Genomic DNA, 26,956 nt, shown 5'->3' on the forward strand with positions numbered 1-26,956 from the left:
CCCCGGGGCTAGCCTGGATGCCCAACGAGCGGGGGGTGCGGATGACGGACGGGCGCACGACCGGCTCGGCGCGCGCCTTCGAGCTCCTCGAGCCCCTCGTCCAGGCCGCGACCGTACGCGTTCACGCCCCGCCGGGCGGGTATGACAACCCCGGCAGCCATCGGACCGGTCCCACGTGGGGGAGCGGTTTCTTCATCGCCCCCGGCTGGGTCCTGACGTGCGCGCACGTGGTCGGCGAAGGGGGTGCTGCGGTGCGTCTGACGGGACGCGAGGTCGGCATCACCTTCTCCTCCGGGACCCACGGGGCGACCGGGACGGTCACCGGGCGCGTGGAGTGCGTACTGCCCGAGCGGCTGGAGGAGAGGCGTCCGCGCCGGGGCGCCCTGTGGGACCTGCCCGACCTGGCGCTGCTCAGGGTCCTCGCCCCCGTGTCGCACGCCTGCGTCTGGCTGACGGACCGCTCCAGACCCCGTTTCGACGAGGTCGCCTACTTCGGCTGCACCGAGGACCTCGGTACGCCCGAGATCACCGGCCGCACCACCCGGCTGCGCGGCACCGCCGGGAACGGCGCGGCCATCCGGCTCGGCGGCGACGACGAGATCGACCCCGGAATGTCCGGCGGCCCCGTGGTGGACCTGACCCGCGGGGAGGTCGTCGGCGTGGTCAAGGCCCGGCGGCACGGGGCGGGCGGCGGGCTCGCCGTCTCCGTCGTGCAGCTGCGCACGCTGCCCATGCCCGCGCGCGGCCAGGTCGGGCTCTACCGCCGCGTCATGCAGGCCCACGACCTGCACCACTACGACCAGCACCTCAGCGACCTCGACAACCGCCGGACCTGGACGGACGTGCACGGCGAGCTCCCGGCGGAGGAGGGCGCCCCGTACGGCGGCCGCGGCCGGCTCACCCCCGGCGAGCGCACCACCCTGTGCGGGCTGCTGGCCGAACTGCCCCCGCCGGGCTCCTCCGAGGTCGTACGGGCCCTCGTCGAGGCGGCCCGCGGGGAGGAGCCGGACCCGCAGCCGCCCGCCCCGCTCAGCTGGCGCGACGGGCTCGGCCTGCTGCACGACCCGCCCGGCGGCGCGGGGGAGGCCGCGGCCATGCTCCGGTACGCCACGGACGTGAGCGTGGCCGACTACCGGGAGCCGCCGACGCCGGGCGCGGACGAGGAGCTCTGGGACTGGATCCGGGCCACGGCCGAGCGGTTGTGGCGCCCGCTGCGGCGCGAGCTCGGCGAGCGCCACGAGCGGGGCCTCGCCGAGCGGGAACGCCGCCGGCGGGCCTCGACCGGGCGGGCGGTGAACGGCCCGCCCCGGCGGGCCGGCGGGCTGCCGCCCGGGGCCTCGGCGCTGCTGGAGGTGTGGGCGCACGGCTGGGAGGACGTCTACGACTGGCGGGTCTCCGTCCTCGCGGGCCCGGCCCAGCCCGGGCGGGTGACCCCCGTCGACTCGGGCGTACGGGCCACCCCGGCGGGTCTGCGCGAGGTGCTGCGGGCCCCGCTGGCCGAGGCCTTCCGCCGCTGCGACACCCACGAGGCGGCGGCCCTGCTCGAAGTGGCCGTGGCCCCGGAGCTGTTCGGGCTGGCCGTGGACGAGTGGGTGGTGACGGGCGGCGTACCGCTCGGGGTGCAGCGGCCGGTGGTGCTGCGCCACCCCGCCGGTCGGGCCGGGGCCGGGCATCCGGCGGACGCCGGCCGTCCCGCGGACGGCGGGGACCCGTCGGGCCGCGCGCACCCCGCCGATCCGGGGGACCCCGCCGGCCGCGGGCACCCCGAGGCGGCCGCGCGGTGGGCGCGGGTCCAGGCGGGACCCCTGCAGGACGAACGGGCCGACTGCGCAGGGGGCCGTCCGCGCAGCCCGGCGGCCGAGTGGCTGTCGGGACTGCCGGACAACACCGTGCCGGTGCACTGCCGGGCCGCGGATTCGGAGCCCACGCTGGGGTCGTTGCACGCGGTGCGCGACGCCGGGTACGGAGTGGTGGTGACCCGGCGGCCGCCGCCGGACCCGAGGGAGTCGTGCGCGCCGTTCCACCGCGGGCTGCGGGAGGAACTGGCCGACGCGGGGCGGGCGGAGGTGCTGCCGGTGCGCCTGCAGGCGCTGCGGGGGAGGGCGTACGGGGCGGACCCCGACGCGTACTGGGCGGCCGGGACCGGGCTCGTGTGGGAGGACCCGGCGCGGCCGCTGCCGGACGACGAACCGCTCCAGGGCGACCTGTGACGGCGCCGGGCCCGGCGGATTCGAGTGAGGGAGGGGCAATGAACGACGAGTGGCTCATATACCGGGGGGTCGGTGAGCCCCATGACGGGATCGACGCCCTGCCCGATCCGCCGCCCTGGCGGGACTTCGACGGCGGTCCGGTGGCGGAGCCGGGCGGGCCGGCCGCGGCCGCCGACGGCAACGTGGCCCGGCGGCTCGGTGCGCACCGGCAGGCCGCCGAGCTGCACCGGCCGGAACCCGAGGAGTTGGAGGCCGTCAACGCGGCGCTGTACCTGAGGCGCCCGCTGCTCGTGACCGGCTTCCCCGGCACGGGCAAGTCCACCCTCGCGCACGCGGTCGCCCACGAGTTGAAGCTCGGACGGGTGCTGCGCTGGCCGGTGGTCTCGCGGACGGTGCTGCAGGACGGGCTGTACCGGTACGACGCGCTCGCCCGGCTGCAGGACGTACAGCTCGCGGCGAGCGGAGGCGGAGGTGGAGGCGGGACCGGGGCCGGGACCGGGGCCGGGACCGGGGTCGGCGGCGAAGGGCGGGACGGAGACAGAGGCCGGGGCGGGGCGCACGGCACCGGAGCGGCCCCCGGCATCGGGAAGTACATCCGGCTCGGGCCGCTGGGGACCGCCCTGCTGCCCACCGCCCGGCCCCGGGTGCTCCTCATCGACGAGCTCGACAAGAGCGACATCGACCTGCCCAACGACCTGCTGAACGTGCTGGAGGAAGGCGAGTTCGCGCTCCCCGAGCTGGAGCGCGTCGCCGACACCGAGCCCGAGGTGCAGGTGCTCACCGACGACGGGACCAAGGCGACCGTCCGCGGCGGCCGGATCCGCTGCCGGGAGTTCCCCTTCATCGTCCTGACCAGCAACGGCGAGCGGGACTTCCCGGCCGCCCTGCTGCGCCGCTGCATCCAGCTCAAGCTCGGGCAGCCCGGCGAGAAGCGGCTCGCGACCATGGTCCGCGCCCACCTCGGCGAGGAGGCCGCCCGGCTCGGGGCGGACCTGATCCGGGAGTTCCTCAGCCGCTCCCAGACCGAACTGGTCGCCGCCGACCAGCTGCTCAACGCCGTCTACCTGACCCACTACGCCGCCCCGCCCACCCGGGAGGACCTCGCGGACCTGCTCATCCAGCGCCTCGACCGCCCGAGGTGACGGGCCGTGCCGCCGACCCCCGCCGTGCCCCCGCCCGCCGTTCCGCCGCCGCCCGTGCCCCCGCCCGCCGTGCCGCTCGCCGCTCCCGAGCCCCGGCAGGGCGTCCGCGAGCTGGCCGCGCTGCTGCGCGCGGCCGGGCTCGACCCGAGCGCCGAGGAACTCGCCGACGCCCTCTGGCTCGCCGGGCACATCCGCGGGCCGGGGCCGGCCGCGCCGGGCACGCCCGACCCGGACCCCGGGGAGGACGCCGAGGATCCGGCCGGCAAGCCCGTCGAGCCCGCGCGGGCACGGACGGATGCCGACGATCCGGTCAGGCTCTACGCACCCGGCGCACGCCGCGCCGGCGGGGCGGAGGGGGACCGGCCGCAGGAGTCGCCCGAGGAGCACGGAGTGCCCGTACGGGTGCCGCGGGCCGCCGCGCTGCCGCGCATCCTGGACGTCCAGCGGGCCCTGCGCGCCCTCCAGCGGCACCGGCCGCCCGTCCCGCCCACCCGGCTGGTCATCGACGAACCGGCCACCGCCGAGGCCAGCGCCCGGGCCCTCGGGCTGGTCATCCCGGTGCTGCGGCCGGAGAGCCGGCGCGAGGCGACCGTACGGCTGGTGATGGACGCCTCCGCCTCGATGGCCGTCTGGCAGGACATGTTCGACGAGCTGCGTTCCGTGTGCGAGCGGTTGGGTGCCTTCCGGGACGTCCAGGCGCACTACCTGCACCGCCTCGCGGACGGTACGGCGGTCCTCGGCCGCAGCCCCGTACCCGGCTCCGGCCTGCGCTCCGGGGACCAGTTGCGGGACCCCACCGGCCGGGCCCTGACCATGGTGGTCTCCGACTGCGCCGGGCCGCTGTGGCGCGAGGGCGCCGCGCAGCGGCTGCTGTACCGGTGGGCCGAGTGCACCCCCTGCATGGTCGTCCAGCCGTTGCCGCAGCGGCTGTGGGGCCGCAGCCGGCTGCCGACCGAACGGGGCACGCTCACCCGGCTGGAGGGCGGCGGGCAGCAGCTGGCGTTCCGCCCGGACCGGCCGCCGCCGCCCGGCCGGCCCGCGGGCGGGCTGACGGTGCCCGTGCTGCCGCCGAGCCCGACGGCCCTCGGGGCCTGGGCCCGGCTCGTCGCCGGACTCGGCACCGGGCCGGTACCGGCCGAGGTCGGCCGGGTGCTGGCCGACCATCCGGCCGTGCCCGTGCCGCCGCCGCGCGCCGTACGGCCGCCGCGCGAGCTGGTGGCCCGGTTCCGGTCCTCGGCCGCGCCCCGGGCCGTACAACTGGCGGTGTACCTGTCGGCGGCGCCGCTCACGCTGCCCGTGATGCGGCTGGTGCAGCGCACGATGCTCCCGGACTCGGAGCCGTCCGACCTGGCGGAGGTGCTGCTGAGCGGGCTGCTGCGGCGCAGCGGGACCGCACCGGGGCACTGGTACGAGTTCGCCCCCGGGGTGCAGGACGTACTGCTGGGACCGCTGGGACGGGACGAGGCCGCCCTCGTGCTCAAGCACTGCTCGGAGTACGTGCTCGCGCACTTCGGGCGGGGCGTACGGAACTTCCCCGCGCTCGCGGTCTCGCAGCTCACCGGAGTGCCGCCGGCGGCGGACGACCCCGGCCCGCGGGACGCCGAGCGGATGCCCGAGGGGCGGCTCCCGCAGGCCTTCGCGCAGGTTTCGGCCAAGGTCGTACGGCGCTACGTGCCCGGCCTGCCGGAGGAGGGCCCGGCCCCCCGGCCCCCCGCGGTCCCCCCGCTCGGGCGGGCCGCGGCGGTGCGCGCCGCCCGGGCCCGGCTCGCGGACGCGACCGCCGACGGCGGCGCGCGGGCCCTGCCCGAGGCCGTGGCGGTACTGCGGCGGGCGGTGACGGCCCCGCCGGCGCCCGGAGACCCGCCGGAGGAGGCGGAGACCGAACTGGCGGGGGCCCTGCTGCGGCTGTGGACGGTCCAGCGGGACCCGGAACTCCTCGCCGAGGCGGAACGGGCCGTGACCGGACTGCGGACCGCGCCGGCGCGGGCGGTCCTCGGCCGGGTGCTGTACGAGCGGGCGCTGGCCCACGGCCCCGACGCGGAGCTGCTGGCCGAGGCGGACCGGGAGTTCGCGGCGGCGGGCGCCGCGGCCGACCCGGAGCTGCGGCGGGACTGCGCGGTGCGGCGGGCCGAGACCCTGATCCGGCTGAGCGCGCTGAGCCCGGACGCGGGCGCGCTCCGCGAGGCCCGCGCCGCCCTGGAACCCCTCGCGGGACCCCCGGCCGTCCCCGGCCGGCCCCTGGACGGGCCCCTCGACACAGACCCGGACGCGCACCCGGACGCGCACGCCGACGCGCACGCCGATGCGCACGCCGACGCGCACGCCGACGCGGAGACCGATCCGGACCCCGCGCTGCAACGGGCCCTGGGCCGGGTGCTCCTGGCCCTCCTGCCCCGCACCCCGGACCCGGCCGAGCGCACGGCCCTGGCCGAACAGGCCGCCGCCCGGCTGGCCGTACCGGCGCCGGGCGCGGCCCGGGCCACGGCCGCCGAGGCCCGGGTGCGGGTGGACCTCGCCGGCGCGCTGCGCTACCTGCCGGCGCGGCTGGAGGAGGCGGTCGGCCAGCTCACCACGGCCCTGGAGGAGGCCGGCGGGGACCCGGAGCTGCGGGTGGCGGCCCTCGTGTGCCTGGCCCGGGTGCACCGGGAGCGGTACGCGCGCGACGCCGACCCGGCGGCGCTGGAGGACGCGGCCGAGGCGTACGGCCGGGCCCGGCGGCTGATCCCCCGCGACGGGGAGGCCTTCGGGGAGCTGCTGCCCGAATGGGGCGAGGTGCTCCTGGAGCGGGCCCGGGCCGCCGACGGACGGCGGTTCACCGGAGTCGCCGTACGCGTCCTGCGCGACAGCCGGGCGGCGGTCCCGCAGTCGGACCCGGGAGCCGCGTGCCGGCTGGTGCGGCTGGCCACCGGGCTGCGGCTGCGGCACGCGTACGAGGGCGACGCGGTGGACCTGCGGGAGGCGGAGTACCTGCTGGAACTGGCCGTCCGGCACAGCCGCAGCCCGCTGGAGCGGGCCCGGGCCTGGCGCGACCACGGCGACGTGCAGCAGGAGATCCACGCTCACACCCGGGCGGTGGAGCGCCTGGACCGGGCGGCGGACTCCTACCGGCGGGCCTGGCGGGCCGCCCTGGAGGCCGCCCGCGAAGGCGACGAGGGCCGCCGGGGCGGCGCCGGCCTCGCCGGGCCGGACGGCGGCCCGGGACCGGGAACCGGACCGGACCCCGACCGCGACCGCCGCGCAGGGCCCGACGCCCCTGCCGGCAGCGCGGGGTCCGCGGGCACCGCGCTCCGACTGGCCGCCCGCGTGCAGGAGGCGCGCGGGGAGGTGCTGGAACGCCTCGCCCGCCCCCGGGCCGCCCTGGACGCGTACCGTGCCGCGCTGGAGCTGTGGACGCGCCCCGGCGCGCGCCCCGACGCGGAAGCCGGCGCGGAGGCCGACGCGGAAGCCGAAGGCCGGACGGAGGCACTGCGCGCCCGGGTCCGCGCCCTGGAAGCCGGGCTCTGAGGGCGGGGCGGCGAGCGGAGCGCGCTGTTTCCGCGGACCGGCCGGAGGGAAAGTGCAGGGGACCGTCCGGTCCGCGACGCGACAGGGGGAGCAGCGGGACATGGTGACGAAGCGGCAGGAAGCGGAGGCGGTGACCCCGGCGTGCACCGGGCGCCTGCCGGATCTCTCCGGGCTGGACCTGGCCGCATTGCGCGGGATCGACCATCCCGTGCTGGCCCAGGTGATCGAGGGCATGGTCGAGCGGGTGACCCATCCGGCCGAGATCCTCAACGCCTTCGACTCCGGGGTGGCCTGACCGGCGCGTGCCTGATCCGCCCCACCTTGAAAGCGAGTTGACCACTTTCCGCCGTTAGCCGGGTCCGTCCGGAGGGCAGGGATGGACCGTCCGCCGGGGGTCGCCCCCCGGAGGCCGGAGGCCGGGGGAGGGAGGTGGGGCGATGAGGCGAGCGGTCACGAGCGAGTCCGTGCTGCCCGCGCCGCCCGCGCCGTCCACCGCGCCCGGTGGCGCGGGCTCCGCCCCGCACCAGGACCCGGCCCCACCCGAGCAGGACCCCGCCGAGGAGCACCGGCTGCACCACGCCCGGTCCGCACCCTGGCCCTACGCCCGGCTCGACGTCGCCGCCGCCCGGGCCGCCGGTCACCGGCCGCACCCGATACGGCAGTTCGTCCTCAAGACGCGCAGCCGCTGCAACCTCGCCTGCACCTACTGCTACGTCTACGAGATGGCCGACCAGGGCTGGCGCGGCCAGCCGCCCGCGATGACCCCCGCCACCGCCGCCCGCGCCGCCGAGCGGATCGCCGAGCACGCCGCCACCCACCGCCTGCCCCGCGTCGACCTGGTGCTGCACGGCGGCGAACCGCTGCTCACCGCCCCCGCCGCACTGGCCGGGCCGGTCGACGCCGTCCGGGCGGCCGTGGCCCGGGCCGCCCCGCACACCAAGGTCACCGCCACCGTCCAGACCAACGGCACCCTGCTGACCCGCGGCCGCCTCGCCGCGCTCGCCGCCGCCGGGATCGGCGTCGGCGTCAGCCTCGACGGCGGCCTGCCCGCGCACAACGCCCGGCGCGTGGACCACGCCGGGCGGCCCGGCTTCGGCGCGGCCACCCGCGGCCTGCGCCTGCTGGCCCGGCACCCGGACAGCTACGCCGGGGTGCTGTGCGTCGTCGACCTCGACCTGGACCCCGTGGAGACGTACGAGTCCCTGCTCGCCTTCGCCCCGCCCAGCCTCGGGCTGCTGCTGCCGCTCGCCAACTGGAGCGCCCCGCCCCCCGGCCACCAGCCGGGCCTGGCCCCGTACGCCGACTGGCTGCTCGCCGTCTTCGAGCGCTGGTGGCACGACGGCGTACGGCGCACCCGCATCCGGCTCTTCGAGGAGATCATCGCCCTGCTGCTCGGCCTGCCCGCCGCCACCGAGACCCTCGGGCTCGCGCCCGCCGCCACCGCCGTGATCGAGACCGACGGCTCCATCGAACAGGCCGATTCACTGAAATCCGCGTACGAGGGGGCCGCCACCACCGGCATGAGCCTCGACACCCACAGCTTCGACCAACTCCTCGACCACCCCGGCCTCGCCGCCCGCCAGCTCGGACGGGACGCGCTCGCCGCGGGCTGCCGCGCCTGCGAGCTGGTCGAGGTGTGCGGCGGCGGCCACTACCCGCACCGCTACCGCGCCGGCGAGGGCTTCCGGCAGCCCTCCGTGTACTGCGCCGACCTCCAGGTGCTCATCCGGCACATCGCCACCGCCGTCCACCGGGCCGCGCAGGCCCCCGCGCCGGCCGCCCGGCGCACCGCCCCGGCCGTCCGGGCCGGCCGGACCCTCCCCCCGCGAGCCGCCCGTGCCACCGTCGCCCACCCGCCGGCGGTCGCCTCATGACCACCGCGCTCACCGCCTTCACCGTCTCCTCCCGCACGCTGCGCGCCCTCGCCTCCACCGAACCCTCCCCCGAAGGCACCCGCCTGGTCCGCGACGTGCGCCGCTCCAAACGCCTGGTCCTGCTCCGCGCGGTCCTCGACGCCGCCCCCGGCGGCCCGTCCGGGGAGGCCGCCGACCACTGGGCCCTGCTGGAGGAGGCCGAGCGCCGCGACGCGGGCGCCGTGCGCGACGTACTGCACTACCCGGCCACCGGGGTCTGGGCCGAGGAGACCCTGCGCCGGCTGCACGCGTGCTACGGCCCCCCGCCCGACCTCGGCCACCTCGGGGCGCTCGCCGTCGCCGCCGCCCTGCGCGCCGGGATCGCCTTCACCCACACCCTGCGGCCCCAGCAGGGCCGGCTCGTCCTGCCCACCCTCGGACTGCTGCGCCCGGACCGCCCCGGCCCCCTCGCCCTCACCGAACGCTCCTGGGACCCCGACGACCCCGCCACCCTGCCCCTGCACGCCCTGCCCGACGGCCGGACCGCCCTCGACGACCTCGACCCCTACCGGGCGCCCGGACCCGCGCAGCCCGCGCCCGTCCGCCCCGCCCGCCGGCTCACACCGAAGGGACACAAGCGCTGGGACACCCAGTGGTCCGGCGCGCTCACCCTGCTCCTGCGCTACGACACCGTCCGCGCCGAGGAGACCGCGCACCTGCTGCGCTCCGTCGTACCGCTGTCCGGCGGCTCCCGTTCCAACGGAGCCACCCTGCCCGCCGCCGCCGGCTCGGTCCTCGCCCGCGCCCAGGCCCCGCCCGCCCTGGCCGCCACTCTCGTCCACGAGGTCCAGCACGGCAAACTCGCCGCCCTCGCCGACGTCCTGACCCTGCACACCGCCGACCGCACGCCCCGCCACTGGGCCCCCTGGCGTACCGACCCCCGCCCGCTGGAGGGACTCCTGCACGGCGCCTACGCCCACCTGGCCCTGGCCGGGTACTGGCAGCGGGCCGCCCTCTACGGGGCCCGCGGCGCCTGGGCCCAGCACGCCCGGATCCGCGCCCAGGTGGCCGCCGTCCTGCCCGCGCTGCTGGCCCACGACCGACTGACCGCCGCGGGACGGGAGTTCACCGAGGCGATGGCCGCCGCCGAACGGGCCATGGACGAGCTGCCGCCGCCCGGCGACCAGCACACCGCGGCCCGCCGGGCCGTCGAACGGGAGCGCCGCGCCTGGTGCGAGGCGCACCCCGAACTCGCCCCGTTCGCCCGCGGTTGAGGAGCCGCGCCCCACCCCGCCGCTGCGGTACCTTTTCAGTCCCGTCCACTTCCCGGAGCCCAGGGAGACGGCGCATGACCACCGGTAGTCGGCAGGACCAGGGCAACACCGCGCACCCGTACCCGCACGCCCAGCCGCAGCGCTTCGTCATCAGCTTCGCCGGGTTCAACCGCCCCTGGGCCGTGTGGATCGGCCACCGCCTGGAGGAACACGGTCACCGCGTCGCCCTCCAGCGCTGGGACCCGCAGAACAGCCCCGGCATCGCCCAGGCCCTCGACGACCTCGCCCGCTCCGGCAGCCGCGTCCTCCTCGTCCTCAGCGAGCGCTACTTCTCCGCCGGCACCCACGCCGACGAGGCGTGGAACACCGCCCTGCGCGCCGTCACCGACCGCCACCCCGACCGGTTCGCGGCCGTCTGCCTCACCGACGCCCCGCTGCCCAGCGCCGTCGCCGTACTGGAGAAGACGGACCTGTGGGGCCTGGACGCGTACGAGGCGGAGTACCGCGTGCTGCGCCGCCTGGAGCTGCCCACCGACCGGATCGGCACCGAGAGCGGCCGGCGCGGACCCCGCTTCCCCAACGATCCGCCCGAGATCTGGGGCCGGGTGCCGCGCCGCAACCCGCGCTTCACCGGCCGCAACGACGTCATCGGCACCCTGCGCGAAGCCCTGGCCGAGGCGCCGGCCGGCGCGTCCACCGTCACCCTGCTCGGCCTGTCCGGCGTCGGCAAGACCCAGGTCGCCACCGAGTACGCCTACCGTTTCGCCTCCGAGTACGACGTGGTGTGGTGGGTCCCCGCCGAGGACCGGCCCACCCTGCGCGAGCGCCTCGCCGACCTGGCCCCCGCCCTCGGCCTGCCCCGCGGCGCGGGCAGCTACGGCGAGCAGATCCGGGCCGTCCTCGAAGCGCTGCGGCGCGGATCCCCGTACGGGCGCTGGCTGATGGTCTTCGACGGCTGCGACAACCCCGACGACCTCATCGACCTGCTGCCCTCCGGCGCCGGCGACGTGATCATCACCTCCCGCAACCGCGAATGGGCGACCCGGCACACCAGCCTCGTCGAGGTCCCGCTCTACGCCCGCCCCGAGTCGATCACCTTCATCCGCCGCCGTGCCCTGCGCCTCACCGCCGACGAGGCCGACCAGCTCGCCGAGGCCCTGGAGGACTACCCGCTCGCCCTCGACCAGACCGCCGGCTGGCTCGCCGACTCCCCGCTCGCGGTCGGCGACTACCTCGCCCTGCTCCAGCGCCGGATGGACTCCCACGAAGCCGTGACCGTCTCCGACGACTACCCGCTGCCCTTCCCCACCGCCCTCGCCATACTCCTCAACAACGTCCGGGAGAACTTCCCCGACGCCCTCGCCCTGCTGCGCCTGTTCGTCTTCTTCGCCCCCGGACCGGTACCGCTGCGGCTGCTGCGCGAATTCCCCGCCGACGACGTCCCCGAACAGCTCGCCGGCCTGATCAACGACCAGATCCGCTGGAACGCCGCCCTCAACAAGCTCGTCCAGTTCTCCGTCGTCCGGCTGGAGTACTCCGACCTGCCCCTGGAAGAGGGCGGCGGCGGGCTGGAGACCGTACAACTGCACCGCATGGTCCACGGCATCGTTCGCGAGGACCTCTCCGAGGAGGAGGCCGAACCGCTCGCCCGCGCCGTCCGGCAGGTCCTCGCCGCCGCCGACCCCGGCGGCCCCTCCGACTCCCGGCTGTGGCCCCGCTACGCCGAACTCGTCCCGCACCTGGCCACCTCAGGGGTCCTCACCAGCGGCAACCCGCGCATCCAGAACTTCCTGCTGCGCTGCCTGCGCTACCTGATCCTCGCCGGGGAGTACCGCACCTGCCTGCGGCTCTGCGAGGAGACCGACCTGATCTGGCGGGCCGTGCTCGGCGAGGACCACCCCAAGGTGCGCGAGCTCAGCTACCAGTACGGCAACGCCCTGCGCAACCTCGGCCTGTTCCGGCGCGCCGAGACCCTCACCAAGGCCGTGGCCGGCCGGCTCACCGCGGAGCGCGGCGACCGGGACCTGGAAAGCCTGCGCGCCACCAGCGCGTACGGCGGCGTACTGCTGTGCATCGCGAAGTTCGAACCCGCCCGGGAGATCTTCGAGCACTGCCTGAGCACCTACCGGGAGCTGCTCGGCGAGGACGACTCCGTCACCCTGGACGCCCAGAACAACCTGGCCGCCACCTACCGGCTGCTCGGCCGCTACCAGGACGCCTACGACCTCGACCTGGACACCCTGCGCCGCCGCGAGCGGGTCCTGAAGCCCCTGCACATCTCCACCCTCGCCTCCGGCATCGCCTGCGCCATGGGCCTGCGGCTGATGGGCCGCTACCGGGAGGCGCAGACCCGGCAGGAACAGGGGGTCAAGCTGAACACGCAGGTGCTGGGGCTGGGCCACCCGCAGACCCTGCGCGCCGAACACAACCTGGGCATGTGCCTGCGCCGGTCCGGGGACATCCCCGGCGCGGGGCTGCGGCTGCGGACCGTGTGGGAGCGGGCGACCCGGGTCTTCGGGGTCGACTACCCCTGGACCCTGATGGTCGCCTCCGACTACGCCACCTACCTCAGGGAGTACGGGGACGTCGGCGAGGCCCGCCGGATCTCCGAGGACGTGGTCCGCGGCTACCAGACGCAGCTCGGCCTCGCCCACCCGTACAGCATCGGCACGGTCGGCAACCTCGGGCTGGTGCTCCGCGCCCAGGGCGAGCGCGCGGAGGCCCTCTCCCTGGCCGAGCAGGCCCTGGTCGGCATGCGGGGCGCGCTCGGCGACCGCCACCCGTGGACCCTGGGCTGCGCCCTGAACGCCACCGGCCACCGCAACATCACCGGCCGGCTGGAGGACGCCCTGGACCTGAGCCGGGACACCCTGCGCACCGCGGAACAGGTACTGGGCCCGGACCACCCGATGACGCTGAGCGCGCAGATCGCGCTGGCCGCCGACCTCCGCGCGGTCCGCCAGGACGCGGAGGCCGCGAAGCACGAGGACGCGGGCATCAAGGGCCTGACCCGCACCCTCGGCGCGCAACACGTCCACACGGTCTCGGCCAAGCAACAGACGAGGCCGTACTGGGACTTCGAGCCGCAGCCGTAGCGGGTCCGGTAACGCCTCCGGGGCCCACCAGGCCGTCTCTTCCGGATCTTCCCTCGCCCGCGCCGCCCGGCAAGATCCGAAAGAGACGACCTAGTCCGGCACCGGGATGAGGTTGGGGCCGTTGTCGAACACCTGGTCCTTGAACCTGGCGCGTTCCTCCGGCGTGACGCACTTGACGTCGCCGTCCCACATCTCCCGCCATACGTAGCCGGGCATGCAGGTGGACGGCCCGTAGGCGCCGCCGCCGGGCTGGCGGTGGGGGTTCTGCGCGTGGGTCCGGTCGCGGATCTCCGGCAGGACGCAGAGGGAGTCCCCGTCGAAGCTGTCACGCCAGACGTAGCCGGGCAGGCAGGTGTACGGCCCGTAGGCGCCGCCGTCGGGCTCCTGGTGGGGGTTCGGGAAGACGTCGGAGCGCACGCCGGCCGCCGACTGCGGCGGCTGGGTGGTCGCCGCCGACGACGGCAGCGCGACGGCTCCGCAGATGACGGCGGCCGAGGCGACGGGCAGCACGAGGCGGGCGATCCGCCGCCCGGGCCGGGCAGCGGTCGGGGCGGGGACGACGTGCGACATGGTGGCTCCTCGAAGGTGTGGGGCCGACGACGCGGACCGCCGCCGGATCTGCCTCCAGTACGCGCCACGGCACCCGTCACGTCACGTCCCGGAAGGACGTGACGTGACGGGACGGCCGGGAGCCGCACCCGGTACGCCGGAAGGCCCGGCCCCCGTGAGGGGACCGGGCCTTCCACTGCTGGGCCGCGCGGCGACTACGCCTCGAAGACCTCGTTCAGCAGGAGCTGCTGCTCCGCCTGGTGGCGCTTCGCGGAGCCGACCGCGGGGGACGAGCCGTGCGGGCGGGAGATGCGCCGCAGGCGCTCGCCGGCCGGGACGTCCGCGCCGACCGCCAGGTCGAGGTGGTCGATCAGGTTCAGCGCGATGAACGGCCACGCACCCTGGTTCGCCGGCTCCTCCTGGGCCCAGATGTACTTCGCCGCGTTCGGGAACTTGGCGATCTCCGCCTGGATCTCGTCGCCCGCCAGCGGGTACAGCCGCTCGATGCGGATGATCGCGGTGTCCGTGACGCCGCGCTTCTCCCGCTCGGCCTCCAGGTCGTAGTAGACCTTGCCCGCGCAGAAGACGACCTTGCGGACCGCGTTCGGGTCCACCGTGCTGTCGCCGATGACCGGACGGAACGAACCGCTCGTGAACTCCTCCGCCTTCGACGCCGCCGCCTTCAGACGCAGCATCGACTTCGGGGTGAAGACGATGAGCGGCTTGTGGTGCGGGTTGTGGACCTGCCAGCGCAGCAGGTGGAAGTAGTTCGACGGCAGGGTGGGCATGGCCACCGTCATGTTGTCCTGCGCGCACATCTGGAGGAAGCGCTCCGGGCGGGCGGACGAGTGGTCCGGGCCCTGGCCCTCGTAGCCGTGCGGGAGGAGCAGGGTGACGCCGGAGGTCTGGCCCCACTTCTGCTCGGCCGAGGAGATGAACTCGTCGACGACGGTCTGCGCGCCGTTGACGAAGTCACCGAACTGGGCCTCCCAGAGGACCAGCGCGTCCGGGCGGGCCAGCGAGTAGCCGTACTCGAAGCCCATGGCCGCGTACTCGGAGAGCAGCGAGTCGTAGACGTTGTAGCGGGCCTGGTCGTCCGACAGGTACTGCAGCGGCGTGTAGTCCTCGCCGGTCTCCCGGTCGATGAGGACCGCGTGGCGCTGGCCGAACGTGCCGCGGCGGGAGTCCTGGCCGGACAGCCGGACCGGGGTGCCCTCCATCAGCAGCGAACCGAAGGCGAGGGTCTCGCCCATGCCCCAGTCGATGGTGCCCTCGTCGATCATCGCGGCACGGCGCTGCAGCTGCGGCAGCAGACGCGGGTGCACGGTGACGTGATCGGGGATGTTGACCTGGGACTCGGCGATCCGCTTGACGACGTCCTGCGAGATCGCGGTGTTCACCGCGACCGGGAACTCCTGCGCGGTCTGCGCGGGCGTCACCGGGGCGCCGGCGGCCGGGGCCGTGGACGCCTCGCGGACCTCCGCGAAGACCTTCTCCAGCTGGCCCTGGAAGTCCTGGAGCGCCTGCTCGGCCTCTTCCAGGGTGATGTCGCCGCGACCGATGAGGGACTCGGTGTACAGCTTGCGCACCGAGCGCTTCTTGTCGATCAGGTCGTACATCAGCGGCTGGGTGAAGGCCGGGTTGTCGGACTCGTTGTGGCCGCGACGGCGGTAGCAGATGAGGTCGATGACCACGTCCTTGTTGAACGCCTGGCGGAACTCGAACGCCAGCCGCGCGACGCGGACGACGGCCTCCGGGTCGTCGCCGTTCACGTGGAAGATCGGCGCCTCGATCATGCGGGCCACGTCGGTCGCGTACATGGACGAACGCGAGGACTCCGGGGCGGCGGTGAAGCCGACCTGGTTGTTGATGACCACGTGCACGGTGCCGCCGGTGCGGTAGCCGCGCAGCTGCGACATGTTCAGCGTCTCGGCGACGACGCCCTGGCCCGCGAAGGCCGCGTCGCCGTGGAGCGCGAGCGGGAGGACCGTGAAGTCGGTGCCGCCCTTGTTGATGACGTCCTGCTTGGCGCGGGCGACACCCTCCAGGACCGGGTCGACCGCCTCCAGGTGGGAGGGGTTCGCCACGAGCGAGACCTTGATCTGCTCGCCGTCCAGGCCGGTGAAGGTGCCCTCGGCGCCCAGGTGGTACTTGACGTCGCCGGAGCCGTGCATGGACTTCGGGTCGAGGTTGCCCTCGAACTCGCGGAAGATCTGCGCGTACGACTTGCCGACGATGTTCGCCAGGACGTTCAGGCGGCCGCGGTGGGCCATGCCGATGACGACCTCTTCGAGGCGGGCCTCGGCGGCCGAGTCGATGACGGCGTCGAGCAGCGGGATGACGGACTCGCCGCCCTCCAGGGAGAAGCGCTTCTGGCCGACGTACTTCGTCTGCAGGAAGGTCTCGAAGGCCTCGGCGGCGTTCAGGCGGCGCAGGATGCGCAGCTGCTCCTCGCGCTCCGGCTTGGTGTGGGGGCGCTCGATGCGGTCCTGGATCCAGCGGCGCTGCTTCGGGTCCTGGATGTGCATGAACTCGACGCCGGTGGTGCGGCAGTACGAGTCGCGCAGCACGCCGAGGATGTCGCGCAGCTTCATCATCGACTTGCCGGAGAAGCCGCCGACCGCGAACTCGCGCTCCAGGTCCCACAGGGTGAGGCCGTGCTCGGTGATGTCGAGGTCGGGGTGCTTGCGCTGCTTGTACTCCAGCGGGTCGGTGTCGGCCATGACGTGGCCGCGGACCCGGTAGGAGTGGATCAGCTCGAAGACGCGGGCGGCCTTCGTGACGTCGTCGTCGTGCGAGGCGTCGATGTCCCGGTTCCAGCGGACGGGCTCGTACGGGATGCGCAGCGACTCGAAGACGGCGTCGTAGAAGCCGTCCTCGCCGAGCAGCAGGTTCGCGACGATGCGCAGGAACTCGCCGGAGGCTGCGCCCTGGATGACCCGGTGGTCGTAGGTCGAGGTCAGGGTCATGACCTTGGAGATGCCCAGCTTGTTCAGGGTGTCCTGCGAGGTGCCCTGGAACTCGGCGGGGTAGTCCATGGAGCCGACGCCCATGATGACCGACTGTCCGGGCATCAGGCGGGGCACGGAGTGCACGGTGCCCAGGCCGCCGGGGTTGGTCAGGGAGACCGTCACACCGGTGAAGTCGTCCATCGTCAGCTTGCCGACGCGGGCGCGGCGGACGATGTCCTCGTAGGCCTGCCAGAACTCGAAGAAGCTGAGGGTCTCGGCCTTCTTGATGCCGGCGACGACGAGCTGGCGGTCGCCGTTCGGCTTCACCAGGTCGATCGCGAGGCCGAAGTTGATGTGCTCCGGCTTGACCAGGGTCGGCTTGCCGTCCTTCTCCGCGAAGGAGTGGTTCATGGCCGGCATGGCCTTGATCGCCTGCACCATCGCGTAGCCGATCAGGTGCGTGAAGGAGATCTTCCCGCCCCGGGCGCGCTTGAGGTGGTTGTTGATGACGATGCGGTTGTCGAACAGCAGCTTCACCGGGACGGCGCGGACGGAGGTGGCCGTCGGCACGTCGAGGGAGGCGTTCATGTTCTTGGCTACGGCAGCCGCCGGGCCGCGGAGCGTCACCAGCTCGGGGCCCGCGGGGGCCTCGGTGGCGGGCGCGGCCTTCTGAGGGGCTACGGCGGAGGGGGCGGGCGCGGCCGGTGCGGCGGCCGGGGCCTGGGAGGTGACAGTCACAGCAGGGGCACCAGAGGGGGTGGCAGGAGCAGGGGCAGGAGCTGACACAGGCGTGGGCGCGGGAGCCGGGGCGGCCTTCGCGGGCGCGGCGCTCGCCGCCCCCGTGGCGGCGTCGGCGACCCGCGGGGCCTGCGCGACGGGGGTGGCGGCCTGTGCGGAGGCGCCGTCCGTCGTCGTCGTGGGCTTCTCCGCACCGTCGGACTTCACCGGAGCGGCGACGCCCCCCGGCTTGTAGTCGGCGAAGAAGTCCCACCAGGCCCGGTCGACCGAATTCGGGTCCTGGAGGTACTGCTGATAGATCTCGTCGACGAGCCACTCATTCGCGCCGAAGCCTGAGGCGGGGTTCTTCCCGCCCTCTCCTGCTTCGGTCGTGGTGCTCGAATTACTGGGGGACTGTGGCGACACGGCGGCAACCGCCCTCTTCCGCTTCACAAGGTATGGACAGCGGGAATAAAGGCTACGCCTCCTGGGCGGTGAGATGCAGACCGGGCCGGACATCCGTCGCGCAGGTCACATCGAACGGCGGGTTTCACCGCCTGGAATGGCGGGAAACAAGTGTGGTTCGGGTAGGGGGCACCGAGGTTGCGGCCCCCATGGCTTCGCACCCCTGACGGACCCCGGGTACGTGTGGCCGAGATCATGTCCTTCCCACTCGAACCCTACGTCAACACGGCGCCTGCGAGCTGCCCGGAAGCGTGACGAGGATGCGGCAGCCGCGTGACGATTCGGCCACCCCGATCCGCCCGCCGTGCAGCTCCACGGCCCAGCGGGCGATCGCCAGCCCCAGTCCGGTGCCGCCGTCGCCCCCGCGGGCGCTGCCGCGGTTGAACCGCTCGAAGACCCGGTGGCGCTCCGCCTCCGGGATGCCGGGACCCTCGTCCCGTACCTCCAGCACCAGGGCGCCGGGCGCGTCGCCGGCCCGGGCGCGGACCGTGACCCGGCCGTGCGGGGGGCTGTGCTTGACCGCGTTGTCGATCAGGTTCGCGACGACCTGGTGCAGGCGCTCGTTGTCCGCGTACGCCCACAGCTCGGACGGGAAGACGTCCAGGTGCAGGTGCACGTCGTTGCGGGCGTGCCCGCCCGAACCGGAGAGCAGCCCCGGCCGGCCGGCGGCCGCCAGCCGCGACTCCTTCAGCACCCCCGACAGGTACGGCCACACCTCGAAGCGGCGGGCGCGCAGCGGGACCACGCCGTTGTCCACCCGGGACAGGTCCAGCAGGGTCTCCACGAGCCCGCCGAGGCGCTCGGTCTGCTTCAGCATCGTGCGCATGGTCTCGGGATCGGCGGCCGAGACCCCGTCCACCACGTTCTCCAGCACCGCCCGCAGCGCGGCGATCGGCGTGCGCAGCTCGTGCGAGACGTTGGCGACCAGCTCCTTGCGGTGCCGGTCCACGGCCTCCAGGTCGTCGGCCATCAGGTTGATCGTGGAGGCCAGGTCGCCCAGCTCGTCGCGGCGCCCGGCGCCGCGCACCCGCCGGGTGTAGTCGCCGTGGGATATCGCCCGGGCCACCGTCGTCATGTCGTCGAGCGGGGCCGTCAGGCTGTGCGCCACGAACTGCGTGATCAGCATCGAGGCGATGACCGAGAAGACCGTGATGAAGCGCAGCTCGGTGTCGGTGCGCAGGGCCACCAGCAGCAGGCCGGTCGTGATGAAGACCGAGACCACCACGAGCGTGCCCAGCTTGGTCTTGATCGAGAACGGCGAGAAGGGCCGCAGGCCCCCGGAGAGCCGCTGCCTCGGCCGCTGTCGCTGTCCGCCCGGCGCGCCGCTCATGCCTGGGCCGGGGTCTCCAGGGCGTACCCGACGCCGTGGACCGTACGGATCCGCTCCGCGCCGATCTTGCGCCGCAGGGCCTTGATGTGGCTGTCGACCGTACGGGTCCCGGACGCGTCGGCCCAGTCCCACACCTCGGCCAGCAGCTGCTCCCGCGAGAGCACCGCACGCGGGGTCCCGGCCAGGCAGACCAGCAGGTCGAACTCGGTCGGCGTCAGGTGCACGTCCTCGGTCTGGACCCGGACCCGGCGCTGCGCGTGGTCGATCTCCAGATCGCCCAGGCGCAGGGTGGCCCCGCGCGGGGTGTGGGCGGCGATGGTGGCCCGCTCCACGCGCCGCAGCAGCACGTGGACCCGGGCGGCCAGCTCGCGCATCGAGAACGGCTTCGTCATGTAGTCGTCCGCGCCGACCCCGAGCCCCACCAGCAGGTCGGTCTCGTCGTCCCGCGCGGTGAGCATCAGCACCGGGACCGGCCGCTGCGCCTGGACCCGGCGGCAGACCTCCAGCCCGTCGAAGCCGGGCAGCATGACGTCCAGGACCAGCAGCTCCGGCAGCCAGCTCTCGGCCGCGGCGACGGCGGCGGGGCCGTCCGCCGCCGTCTGCACCTGGAAGCCCTCCGCGCGCAGGCGGGCCGCGATGGCCTCGGCGATGGTGTGGTCGTCCTCGACGACGAGCACACGCCGCTGGGCGCCGGGTGTCGCCGCGGCGCCGTTGTGTGTGGTGTGTGTCTGTTCCATGTCCGCCCCTGAAGATCCCGCGTGAATGGGGTGCAGCGTAGAGGAGGCACCGGCCTGCGGCTACGTGGGGTTCGGACATGGCATATGTGCTGGAGCGGCGTAAGCGGAATGATATGTACCGGGTGTCGGACCCCCCACGGGACGGGCACCCGGCGGGCGGGGCCGGTCAGGTGCCCCGCCGTCCGCGGCCCCTCGGAGGGCCGGTCCGTGCCCGTGCGGGAAGACCGGGTCGAGGGTGTCGTTCGGCACATCGGGACGGGAGGCCGCGACCCTAACCCGCCGTGAAGGAGGGCAGGACCTCCAGCACCTTGGTCAGGGCCGGCGGCAGGGAGCCCTGGTCGCCGGCCACCTCGTAGCCGCCGTGCACGAAGGTGTAGGAGTACCCGTCGTAGATCGTGGGGCCGCCCGTGGCGATCCTGGGCAGGTGGGCGAAGTCCGCCTCCTGGAGGGCGGTGCGCAGCGCGGCGAGCCCGGCCTCCGACAGCGTGCCGGTGCTCTCCGTCTTCGCCTTGGCGTCCAGCCGGGTCCAGGAGCCGTCGCCCTTGACGACGAGGGTGTGGGTCTGCCCGGCGAAGCCGCCGGTGCGGGTGACGCGGACCAGGGTCTCGCCGGGGGCGGGGACGCGGCTCGTGGTGGGGGTCGCGGTGGGGCCCGGATCCGAGTCGGAGGCGCTTGGGCTCGAGCTCGGGCTCGGGGCCGACTCCGTGGAGGCCTTCGGGGGCGCGTCGTCGCCGCCCGCGGACGCCGCCGGTCCGCACCCCGCCAGCAAGGCCGCAGCCAGCACCAGGCCCGTCACCGCTCGTAAGCCGCGCACACCCACCTCCGCAGTCACTCCGGTCCAACCCCGAGTATGGAGTCCGCACACCCGTTCCGACAGCTACCGGAGGCCGACATCAGCCGGATCGCCCCCTGGCGGCTGCTGCCGCCGCTGCTCGCCGTGATCCTCGGCCTCTGGGGCCTGGAGCGGGGCGCCGGTATGTGGCGCGACGAGTCCGTCACCTGGCAGGTCGCCCACCGGCCGCTCGGCGGGATCTGGGAGCTGCTGCACGGTGTCGACGCCGTGCACGGCCTGTACTACCTGCTCATGCACGGCGTGTTCCAGGTCTGGGACGGCGGCTTGTGGGCGCTGCGGCTGCCCTCCGTCGCCGCCACCGCGCTCGCGGCCGCCGCAGTGGCCGCCGTCGCGCACCGGCTCGCGGGGGAGCGGGCCGCGCTGATCGCCGGCTGCGTGTACGCCGTCCTGCCGCCCGTGCAGATGTACGCCCAGGAGGGACGCTCGTACGCCCTGGTCGCGGCGGCCGTGGTCTGGGCGACGTACCTGATGCTGCGCGAGCGGTGGGTCGCGTACACGGTGGTGCTCCTGCTCGGCTGCTGGCTGCACGAGTTCGCCGTGCTGGCCCTGCTCGCCCACGCCTTCACCGCGTGGCGTTCCCGCGGCTGGCGGTGGAGCGCCGGGACCGTGCTGGCCCTGCTGCTCCCGCTGGCCCTGGTGAGCGCGCGCCAGGCCGAGCAGCAGCTCGGCTGGCTCGGCCGGCCGAGCTGGCAGGACTGGGCGGCGTACGGGGTGGTGGGCGGCGCGGCCCTGCTGCTCGCGCGGGGGGCCGCGAAGGACCTCGTACGGGTGGCGCTCCCCCTGACCCTGCTGCCGCCCGGGCTGCTGATGGTGATCTCCCTCGTGCACCCCTGGTACGTCGACCGGTACGTGCTCTACGCGCTGGCCGGACCGGCCCTGCTGGCCGGGGCCCGGCTCGCGGCGGCCCGCGGGTGGTGGCCGTGGCTGCTCGCCGGGCTGCTGCTCGTGCCCTTCGGTATCTGGTCGGTGTGGCTGCGTACGCCGGAGAGCCGCAAGGACGACGTCCTCGCGGTGGCCGCCGCCGTCCGGGAGCGGGCCCGGCCGGGGGACGCGGTGGTGTTCATGCCCGCCCGGCGGCGCGAGTGGCTGCTCTCGTCACCCGAGGTCTACGCCTCGCTGCGCGACGTGGCCCTGGACCGGAGCCCGGCGGCCTCGCACAGCCTCCAGGGCACCGAACTGTCCCCGGACCGGCTCCGCGCGGCGCTGCTCGCCTCGCCGCGGGTGATCGCCCTGCTGGACCCGGCCGGGCAGCCGCTGGACCCGTACCCGCGGGAGGCGGCCAAGCGGGCCGTGCTGGCCGCCCGCTTCGAACTGTGCTCGCTGACCGGCGTCCACGGAGCCCGGATCGCGGTATACGCCCACCCGGGCACCTGCCCCTGACCTGCGGGGCGCGCGCTGCCCGGCGCCGCGGCTGCGCCGGCCGGAGGAGGCCGTCCGCCGACCGTTCGGCGGGTGCGCGGGGCCGATGGGACCGTGGGGGCCGGTGGACGAGCCTGTTCGCGTTCGGGCGGCGCGAGTTCGGCGCGGTGCCAGCGCCGACCCGCCCGGTAGGGGGCTCGGGTGGGCGGGGAAGATGGGGCGACCCGCGTCGCACAGCCGGAGGTGCCGCATGCCCACGCCCCAGAACACCGCGTCCCCGGAGCCCGGGCCCGGAGCGCCGCCCGGGCCGGAGGCCGGTCGGCTGCCCGGGGCGCTCGTCGGGGCGCACTGGCTGGGCGAGCGGCTGGGGAGCGTCGGCCTCGTGGTCCTCGATGCTTCCGTCGGCGCCCACCGGGGGGCGGAGCGTCGGATTCCGGGGGCTCGTCCCTTCGACCTCGACGGGGCCCTGTCCGACCACGACGCGCCCGCCCCGCACACCATGCCCGGCGCCCGGGCGTTCACCGAGGCCGTGCGGGAGCTCGGCGTGGACGACTCGGACACCGTCGTCGTCTACGACGGCGCCGGGATCTACTCCAGCGCCCGCGCCTGGTGGATGCTGCGCGCCATGGGCTTCGACCGGGTGGCCGTCCTCGACGGCGGACTGCCCGCCTGGACCGCCGCCGGCCTGCCCGTCGACGCCACCGGCCCGGCGTACGACGGCCCGCGCGGCTCCTTCACCGCCCGGCCCCGCCCCGGCCTGCTGGTCGACAGCGCGACCGTCGCCGCGGCCCTGGCCGACCCGGCCGCGGCCGTCGTCGACGCCCGGACCCGCGGCCGCTTCGCCGGTACCGAACCCGAGCCCCGCCCGGGCCTGCGCGGCGGCCACATGCCGGGCGCCGTCAACCTCCCCTTCGGCGAACTCCAGGACCCCGACGGCCTGATGCGCCCGGCCGGGGAGCTCCGTGCCGCCTTCGAGGAGGTGGCGGGCGGGCGCGAACGCCTCTACTTCAGCTGCGGCTCGGGGGTGACCGCGTGCGTCCTGGCCCTCGCCGCCGAGCTCGCCGGGTACGAGGACCCGGCCGTGTACGACGGCTCCTGGAGCGAGTGGGGCGTGCCTTCACCCCTGCGCCCGGTCACGACCGGCCCGGCCGTGCCCTAGGGGTGGCCGGGCGGGGAGGCTGACCCCACCCGGGGTCGGGCACCGGCACCATCGGCCGGGCGGCCGCACCGCCACACCGGCCCGGCCGAGGGCCCCGACATCACCGTCACGGCCCGGTGTCGCCCGGGTGGGAGCACAGGCCGCCCTGGTAGCCGCTGTCGTACCAGGCGCCGGTGGCATCGGCGTCCAGGTTCGTCCGGCCGGGGCCGACGCAGCGGTGGTAGTTGGACCGGGGCCACCGCTTGACCTGGATCCACACGTTGGTGTTGGTGGCGCAGTGCTCGTAGGAGGCCCGTTCGCCGCCCCTCCCCTCGTTCCAGCCGCATCCCTGGAGGAAGGCCGTCCCGCCCGCCTCGGAGGAGGCCGCGGCGGATGTCGTGCCGGCGGAGGCCGGCGCGGATGCCAGACCGCCGAGGGCCAGTGCGGCGGCGAAGGCGACTGCTGTGCGGAGGGTGGTCCCGAGGAAGTCCATGACGCCACAGCTATCGGGAACGGCGCCTCCGGCAAAAGACGTCCCGGACAAAAACCTCCAAACGGAGGATCGTGTTTCGGCCGGACCCTCCGCCGCCACGCCGACCGTCCGCCCCGCCCTCGAAGGCCCTGTCCTACCGCCGGGCACCGGCGACCCCTCCCTGTTCGCCCCCGGCGAACGCAGGTGGGGGAACAACGGGGGGCGCACATGCATTGAGTCGGCATAGCTCAACTTCACTGCCGGAAGGAAGATCATGGCTTCGACGTCCGTCACACTCACTCTGCCCGTGCTGCCGCTCGACGACGAGGTCGTGCTGCCCGGAATGGTCGTGCCGCTGGACCTGTCCGACGCCGAGGTGCGCGGTGCCGTGGAGGCCGCCCAGGCCGCGGCGGGCAGCGGGAAGCCGCGGGTGCTGCTCGTACCGAGGATCGACGGGAAGTACGCGGCCACCGGTGTGCTCGGGACCGTCGAGCAGGTGGGACGGCTGTCCGACGGAGACCCCGGCGCGCTCATCCGCGGCCGCGGGCGGGTCCGTATCGGCGCCGGGACCACCGGGCCCGGGGCCGCGCTCTGGGTCGAGGGCGAGACCGTCGACGAGCACGTGCCGGACCCGCTGCCGGGATCCGTCGCCGAGCTCGTCAAGGAGTACAAGGCGCTCGCCACCAGCTGGCTCAAGAAGCGCGGCGCCTGGCAGGTCGTGGACCGCGTCCAGCAGATCGAGGGCGTGTCCGCGCTCGCGGACAATTCCGGGTACTCGCCGTTCCTGACGGTCGAGCAGAAGGTCGAACTGCTGGAGACGGCCGACCCCGTCGCCCGCCTCAAGCTCGCGATCAAGGCGCTCCGCGACCACCTCGCCGAGCAGGACGTGGCCGAGTCCATCGCCAAGGACGTCCAGGACGGCGTCGACAAGCAGCAGCGGGAGTTCCTGCTCCGGCGGCAGCTGGAGGCCGTGCGCAAGGAGCTGCGCGAACTGAACGGCGAGAAGGAAGGCGAGGAGTCCGACGACTACCGGGCCCGCGTCGAGGCCGCCGACCTGCCCGAGAAGGTACGGGAGGCCGCCCTCAAGGAGGTCGAGAAGCTGGAGCGGGCCAGCGACCAGAGCCCCGAGGGCTCCTGGATCCGCACCTGGCTGGACACCGTGCTGGAACTGCCCTGGAACGAGCGCACCGAGGACCGGTACGACATCCGGGGAGCCCGGGCGGTGCTGGACGCCGAACACGCCGGCCTGAGCGACGTGAAGGACCGCATCACCGAGTACCTCGCCGTGCGCAAGCGGCGTTCCGAGCGCGGCATGGGCGTCATCGGAGGCCGCCGCGGCGGGGCCGTGCTCGCGCTCGTCGGCCCGCCCGGCGTCGGCAAGACCTCCCTGGGGGAGTCCGTGGCCCACGCCATGGGCCGCAAGTTCGTGCGCGTCGCCCTCGGCGGCGTACGGGACGAGGCCGAGGTCCGCGGCCACCGCCGGACCTACGTCGGCGCCCTGCCGGGCCGCATCGTCCGGGCCATCAAGGAGGCCGGTTCGATGAACCCGGTGGTCCTCCTCGACGAGATCGACAAGGTGGGCTCCGACTTCCGGGGCGACCCGGCGGCCGCCCTCCTGGAGGTCCTGGACCCGGCGCAGAACCACACCTTCCGGGACCACTACCTGGAGGTCGAGCTCGACCTGAGCGACGTCGTCTTCCTGGCCACCGCCAATGTCCTGGAATCCATCCCGGAAGCGCTGGCCGACCGGATGGAGCTCGTCCGCCTCGACGGCTACACCGAGGACGAGAAGGTCGTCATCGCCCGCGACCACCTGCTGCCGCGCCAGCTGGAACGCGCCGGCCTCGGCGCCGACGAGGTGGTCCTGGAGGAGGACGCCCTGCGCAAGCTCGCCGGGGAGTACACCCGCGAGGCGGGCGTCCGCACCCTGGAGCGCTCCCTCGCCCGCCTGCTGCGCAAGGTGGCCTCCCAGCACGAACTGGGGGAGCGGGAGCTGCCGCTGCGCGTCGGGGCGGACGACCTGCGCGCCCTGATCGGACGCCCGCACCACGTACCGGAGTCCGCGCAGGACCCGGCGGAGCGGCGCACCGCGGTCCCCGGCGTGGCCACCGGCCTCGCGGTGACCGGCGCGGGCGGCGACGTGCTGTTCGTCGAGGCCTCGCTGGCCGACCCGGAGACGGGCGCGGCCGGCCTGACCCTCACCGGCCAGCTCGGCGACGTCATGAAGGAGTCGGCGCAGATCGCGCTGAGCTTCCTGCGCTCGCACGGCGCGGAACTGGAGCTCCCCGTCGCCGACCTGAAGGACCGGGGCGTGCACATCCACTTCCCGGCGGGCGCCGTGCCCAAGGACGGCCCGAGCGCCGGCATCACGATGACGACCGCGCTCGCCTCGCTGCTCTCCGGACGGCAGGTGCGCACCGACGTGGCCATGACCGGCGAGGTCTCGCTGACCGGGCGGGTCCTGCCGATCGGCGGGGTCAAGCAGAAGCTGCTCGCCGCGCACCGGGCCGGGCTGACCACCGTGATCATCCCGAAGCGGAACGAGGCCGACCTGGACGACGTCCCGGCGGAGGTGCTGGAGGGGCTGGAGGTGCACCCGGTGACGGACGTGCGCCAGGTGCTGGAGCTCGCCCTGGCCCAGGCGGAGGTGGAGGTCACCGCCGCGGCGTGACCGAAGGGCCGCACGGCCCACCGGATGCCCCGCTCCACGCCCCACCGCAGGCCTGCCCCACGGCCCGGCTCCCCGCTCCGGCGGGGTCCCGGGCCGTCGGCACACCCGCTGCGAAATACTGGCCCCTCACCCACCGGGGTGCCACACACCATCGAAGGAGCGGGACGTGCACGGGAGCGAAGACCAGGAGTTCCTTGCCCTGGAGCGGGAGCTGTCCGTCTTCCTCCGGCGCGCCCGCGCCTCCTCCGGCGAGATGGCCCGCGAGCTCCACCCCGAGCTGGAGCCCGCCGCGTACGGACTCCTCGTACGCCTGGAGGCGGCCGGCCGGCAGCGGGCCACCGAGCTCGCCGCCTACTTCGGGGTCGGCAAGGCCACCATGAGCCGGCAGCTGCGGGCCCTGGAGGTCCTCGGCCTGGTGGCCCGCGAGCCGGACCCCGCCGACGGCCGGGCCTTCCTGGTCGGGCTCACCGAGGAGGGCCGTGAGCGGTTCCTGCGGGTACGGGGCGCACGGCGCGAGCAGTACATGCGCAAGCTCGCCGACTGGGACCGCGGCGAGGTGGCGGAACTGGCCCGGCTGCTCAACCAGTTGAACGCGGGCGCCGAGTAGGGGCACCCGCTCGGGCCGCCGCCGCGCCC

17 protein-coding genes are annotated in these 26,956 nt (G+C 75.0%); 11 read left to right on the plus strand and 6 right to left on the minus strand.

Features of this window, described 5'->3' with window-relative positions; all coding sequences use genetic code 11:
- The first annotated feature begins 17 nt into the window (after positions 1 to 17).
- The 7 genes from ACFYP3_RS08760 to fxsT all read left to right on the plus strand — a co-directional run bounded on the left by ACFYP3_RS08760 (position 18) and on the right by fxsT (position 13,078).
- Positions 18 to 2,210 carry a trypsin-like peptidase domain-containing protein gene (locus ACFYP3_RS08760; protein WP_388828899.1) on the plus strand — a complete coding sequence of 731 codons (2,193 nt, stop codon included), beginning with the start codon at positions 18 to 20 and terminating at the stop codon, positions 2,208 to 2,210.
- A 38-nt stretch (positions 2,211 to 2,248) separates the two neighbouring features.
- On the plus strand, positions 2,249 to 3,352 hold the full coding sequence (locus tag ACFYP3_RS08765) for an AAA family ATPase (RefSeq protein ID WP_388828902.1): 1,104 nt from the start codon (positions 2,249 to 2,251) through the stop codon (positions 3,350 to 3,352).
- Positions 3,353 to 3,358: 6 nt separating this feature from the next.
- A complete protein-coding gene (locus ACFYP3_RS08770; RefSeq protein WP_388828905.1) occupies positions 3,359 to 6,856 on the plus strand; it encodes an SAV_2336 N-terminal domain-related protein in 3,498 nt (1,165 codons plus the stop codon).
- 100 nt (positions 6,857 to 6,956) lie between these two features.
- Positions 6,957 to 7,151 (plus strand): FxSxx-COOH cyclophane-containing RiPP peptide, encoded by a 195-nt coding sequence (gene fxsA / locus ACFYP3_RS08775; RefSeq protein ID WP_388470767.1) that lies wholly within the window; start codon positions 6,957 to 6,959, stop codon positions 7,149 to 7,151.
- A 142-nt stretch (positions 7,152 to 7,293) separates the two neighbouring features.
- Positions 7,294 to 8,730, plus strand: coding sequence for an FxsB family cyclophane-forming radical SAM/SPASM peptide maturase (locus ACFYP3_RS08780; protein ID WP_388828909.1), 1,437 nt, complete (start codon positions 7,294 to 7,296; stop codon positions 8,728 to 8,730).
- Entirely contained in the window at positions 8,727 to 9,983 is a 1,257-nt protein-coding gene (locus ACFYP3_RS08785) for an HEXXH motif domain-containing protein (RefSeq protein WP_388828912.1), read from the plus strand. The genes ACFYP3_RS08780 and ACFYP3_RS08785 overlap by 4 nt, the downstream gene beginning before the upstream one ends.
- A 74-nt stretch (positions 9,984 to 10,057) precedes the next feature.
- Positions 10,058 to 13,078, plus strand: a complete 3,021-nt coding sequence (gene fxsT, locus ACFYP3_RS08790) for an FxSxx-COOH system tetratricopeptide repeat protein (protein WP_388828915.1) — start codon at positions 10,058 to 10,060, stop codon at positions 13,076 to 13,078.
- Positions 13,079 to 13,168: 90 nt separating this feature from the next.
- On the opposite strand, the gene ACFYP3_RS08795 is transcribed toward fxsT, so the two are convergent.
- From ACFYP3_RS08795 to ACFYP3_RS08815, 5 genes are all read right to left on the minus strand, one after another.
- Positions 13,169 to 13,648: a hypothetical protein gene (locus ACFYP3_RS08795; RefSeq protein ID WP_388828918.1), complete on the minus strand. Its 480-nt coding sequence runs from the start codon at positions 13,646 to 13,648 to the stop codon at positions 13,169 to 13,171.
- Positions 13,649 to 13,842: 194 nt separating this feature from the next.
- Entirely contained in the window at positions 13,843 to 17,721 is a 3,879-nt protein-coding gene (locus ACFYP3_RS08800; protein WP_388828921.1) for a multifunctional oxoglutarate decarboxylase/oxoglutarate dehydrogenase thiamine pyrophosphate-binding subunit/dihydrolipoyllysine-residue succinyltransferase subunit, read from the minus strand.
- A gap of 259 nt (positions 17,722 to 17,980) precedes the next feature.
- Complete coding sequence (locus tag ACFYP3_RS08805; protein ID WP_388828924.1) at positions 17,981 to 19,090, minus strand: ATP-binding protein; 1,110 nt, start codon at positions 19,088 to 19,090, stop codon at positions 17,981 to 17,983.
- Entirely contained in the window at positions 19,087 to 19,827 is a 741-nt protein-coding gene (locus ACFYP3_RS08810; protein WP_362797126.1) for a response regulator transcription factor, read from the minus strand. The genes ACFYP3_RS08805 and ACFYP3_RS08810 overlap by 4 nt, the downstream gene beginning before the upstream one ends.
- 271 nt (positions 19,828 to 20,098) lie before the next feature.
- Positions 20,099 to 20,641 carry a hypothetical protein gene (locus tag ACFYP3_RS08815; RefSeq protein ID WP_388828928.1) on the minus strand — a complete coding sequence of 181 codons (543 nt, stop codon included), beginning with the start codon at positions 20,639 to 20,641 and terminating at the stop codon, positions 20,099 to 20,101.
- Positions 20,642 to 20,677: 36 nt separating this feature from the next.
- Here ACFYP3_RS08815 and ACFYP3_RS08820 point away from each other — a divergent pair, with 36 nt between their 5' ends.
- Entirely contained in the window at positions 20,678 to 22,060 is a 1,383-nt protein-coding gene (locus ACFYP3_RS08820; protein ID WP_388828931.1) for a hypothetical protein, read from the plus strand.
- A gap of 229 nt (positions 22,061 to 22,289) precedes the next feature.
- Complete coding sequence (locus ACFYP3_RS08825) at positions 22,290 to 23,198, plus strand: sulfurtransferase (protein ID WP_388828934.1); 909 nt, start codon at positions 22,290 to 22,292, stop codon at positions 23,196 to 23,198.
- 106 nt (positions 23,199 to 23,304) lie between these two features.
- Here ACFYP3_RS08825 and ACFYP3_RS08830 read toward each other — a convergent pair whose 3' ends face one another.
- Entirely contained in the window at positions 23,305 to 23,670 is a 366-nt protein-coding gene (locus ACFYP3_RS08830; protein ID WP_388828937.1) for a DUF6355 family natural product biosynthesis protein, read from the minus strand.
- 253 nt (positions 23,671 to 23,923) lie between these two features.
- Here ACFYP3_RS08830 and lon point away from each other — a divergent pair, with 253 nt between their 5' ends.
- Positions 23,924 to 26,320 carry an endopeptidase La gene (gene lon, locus ACFYP3_RS08835; RefSeq protein WP_388828940.1) on the plus strand — a complete coding sequence of 799 codons (2,397 nt, stop codon included), beginning with the start codon at positions 23,924 to 23,926 and terminating at the stop codon, positions 26,318 to 26,320.
- A gap of 166 nt (positions 26,321 to 26,486) precedes the next feature.
- Positions 26,487 to 26,927, plus strand: a complete 441-nt coding sequence (locus tag ACFYP3_RS08840; protein WP_234323486.1) for a MarR family winged helix-turn-helix transcriptional regulator — start codon at positions 26,487 to 26,489, stop codon at positions 26,925 to 26,927.
- The last annotated feature ends 29 nt before the right edge of the window (positions 26,928 to 26,956 follow it).

The sequence above is a fragment of the Streptomyces sp. NPDC005533 genome, from assembly GCF_042871845.1.
Classification (GTDB): Bacteria; Actinomycetota; Actinomycetes; order Streptomycetales; family Streptomycetaceae; genus Streptomyces.

Bases quoted from the DNA above. Each gene is read 5' to 3' on its own strand.
- ACFYP3_RS08760 (WP_388828899.1), top strand. From the start codon at position 18: ATGCCCAACGAGCGGGGGGTGCGGATGACGGACGGGCGCACGACCGGC.
- ACFYP3_RS08765 (WP_388828902.1), top strand. From the start codon at position 2,249: ATGAACGACGAGTGGCTCATATACCGGGGGGTCGGTGAGCCCCATGAC.
- fxsA (WP_388470767.1), top strand. From the start codon at position 6,957: ATGGTGACGAAGCGGCAGGAAGCGGAGGCGGTGACCCCGGCGTGCACC.
- ACFYP3_RS08780 (WP_388828909.1), top strand. From the start codon at position 7,294: ATGAGGCGAGCGGTCACGAGCGAGTCCGTGCTGCCCGCGCCGCCCGCG.
- ACFYP3_RS08785 (WP_388828912.1), top strand. From the start codon at position 8,727: ATGACCACCGCGCTCACCGCCTTCACCGTCTCCTCCCGCACGCTGCGC.
- fxsT (WP_388828915.1), top strand. From the start codon at position 10,058: ATGACCACCGGTAGTCGGCAGGACCAGGGCAACACCGCGCACCCGTAC.
- ACFYP3_RS08795 (WP_388828918.1), bottom strand. From the start codon at position 13,648: ATGTCGCACGTCGTCCCCGCCCCGACCGCTGCCCGGCCCGGGCGGCGG.
- ACFYP3_RS08805 (WP_388828924.1), bottom strand. From the start codon at position 19,090: ATGAGCGGCGCGCCGGGCGGACAGCGACAGCGGCCGAGGCAGCGGCTC.
- ACFYP3_RS08810 (WP_362797126.1), bottom strand. From the start codon at position 19,827: ATGGAACAGACACACACCACACACAACGGCGCCGCGGCGACACCCGGC.
- ACFYP3_RS08820 (WP_388828931.1), top strand. From the start codon at position 20,678: ATGGAGTCCGCACACCCGTTCCGACAGCTACCGGAGGCCGACATCAGC.
- ACFYP3_RS08825 (WP_388828934.1), top strand. From the start codon at position 22,290: ATGCCCACGCCCCAGAACACCGCGTCCCCGGAGCCCGGGCCCGGAGCG.
- ACFYP3_RS08830 (WP_388828937.1), bottom strand. From the start codon at position 23,670: ATGGACTTCCTCGGGACCACCCTCCGCACAGCAGTCGCCTTCGCCGCC.
- lon (WP_388828940.1), top strand. From the start codon at position 23,924: ATGGCTTCGACGTCCGTCACACTCACTCTGCCCGTGCTGCCGCTCGAC.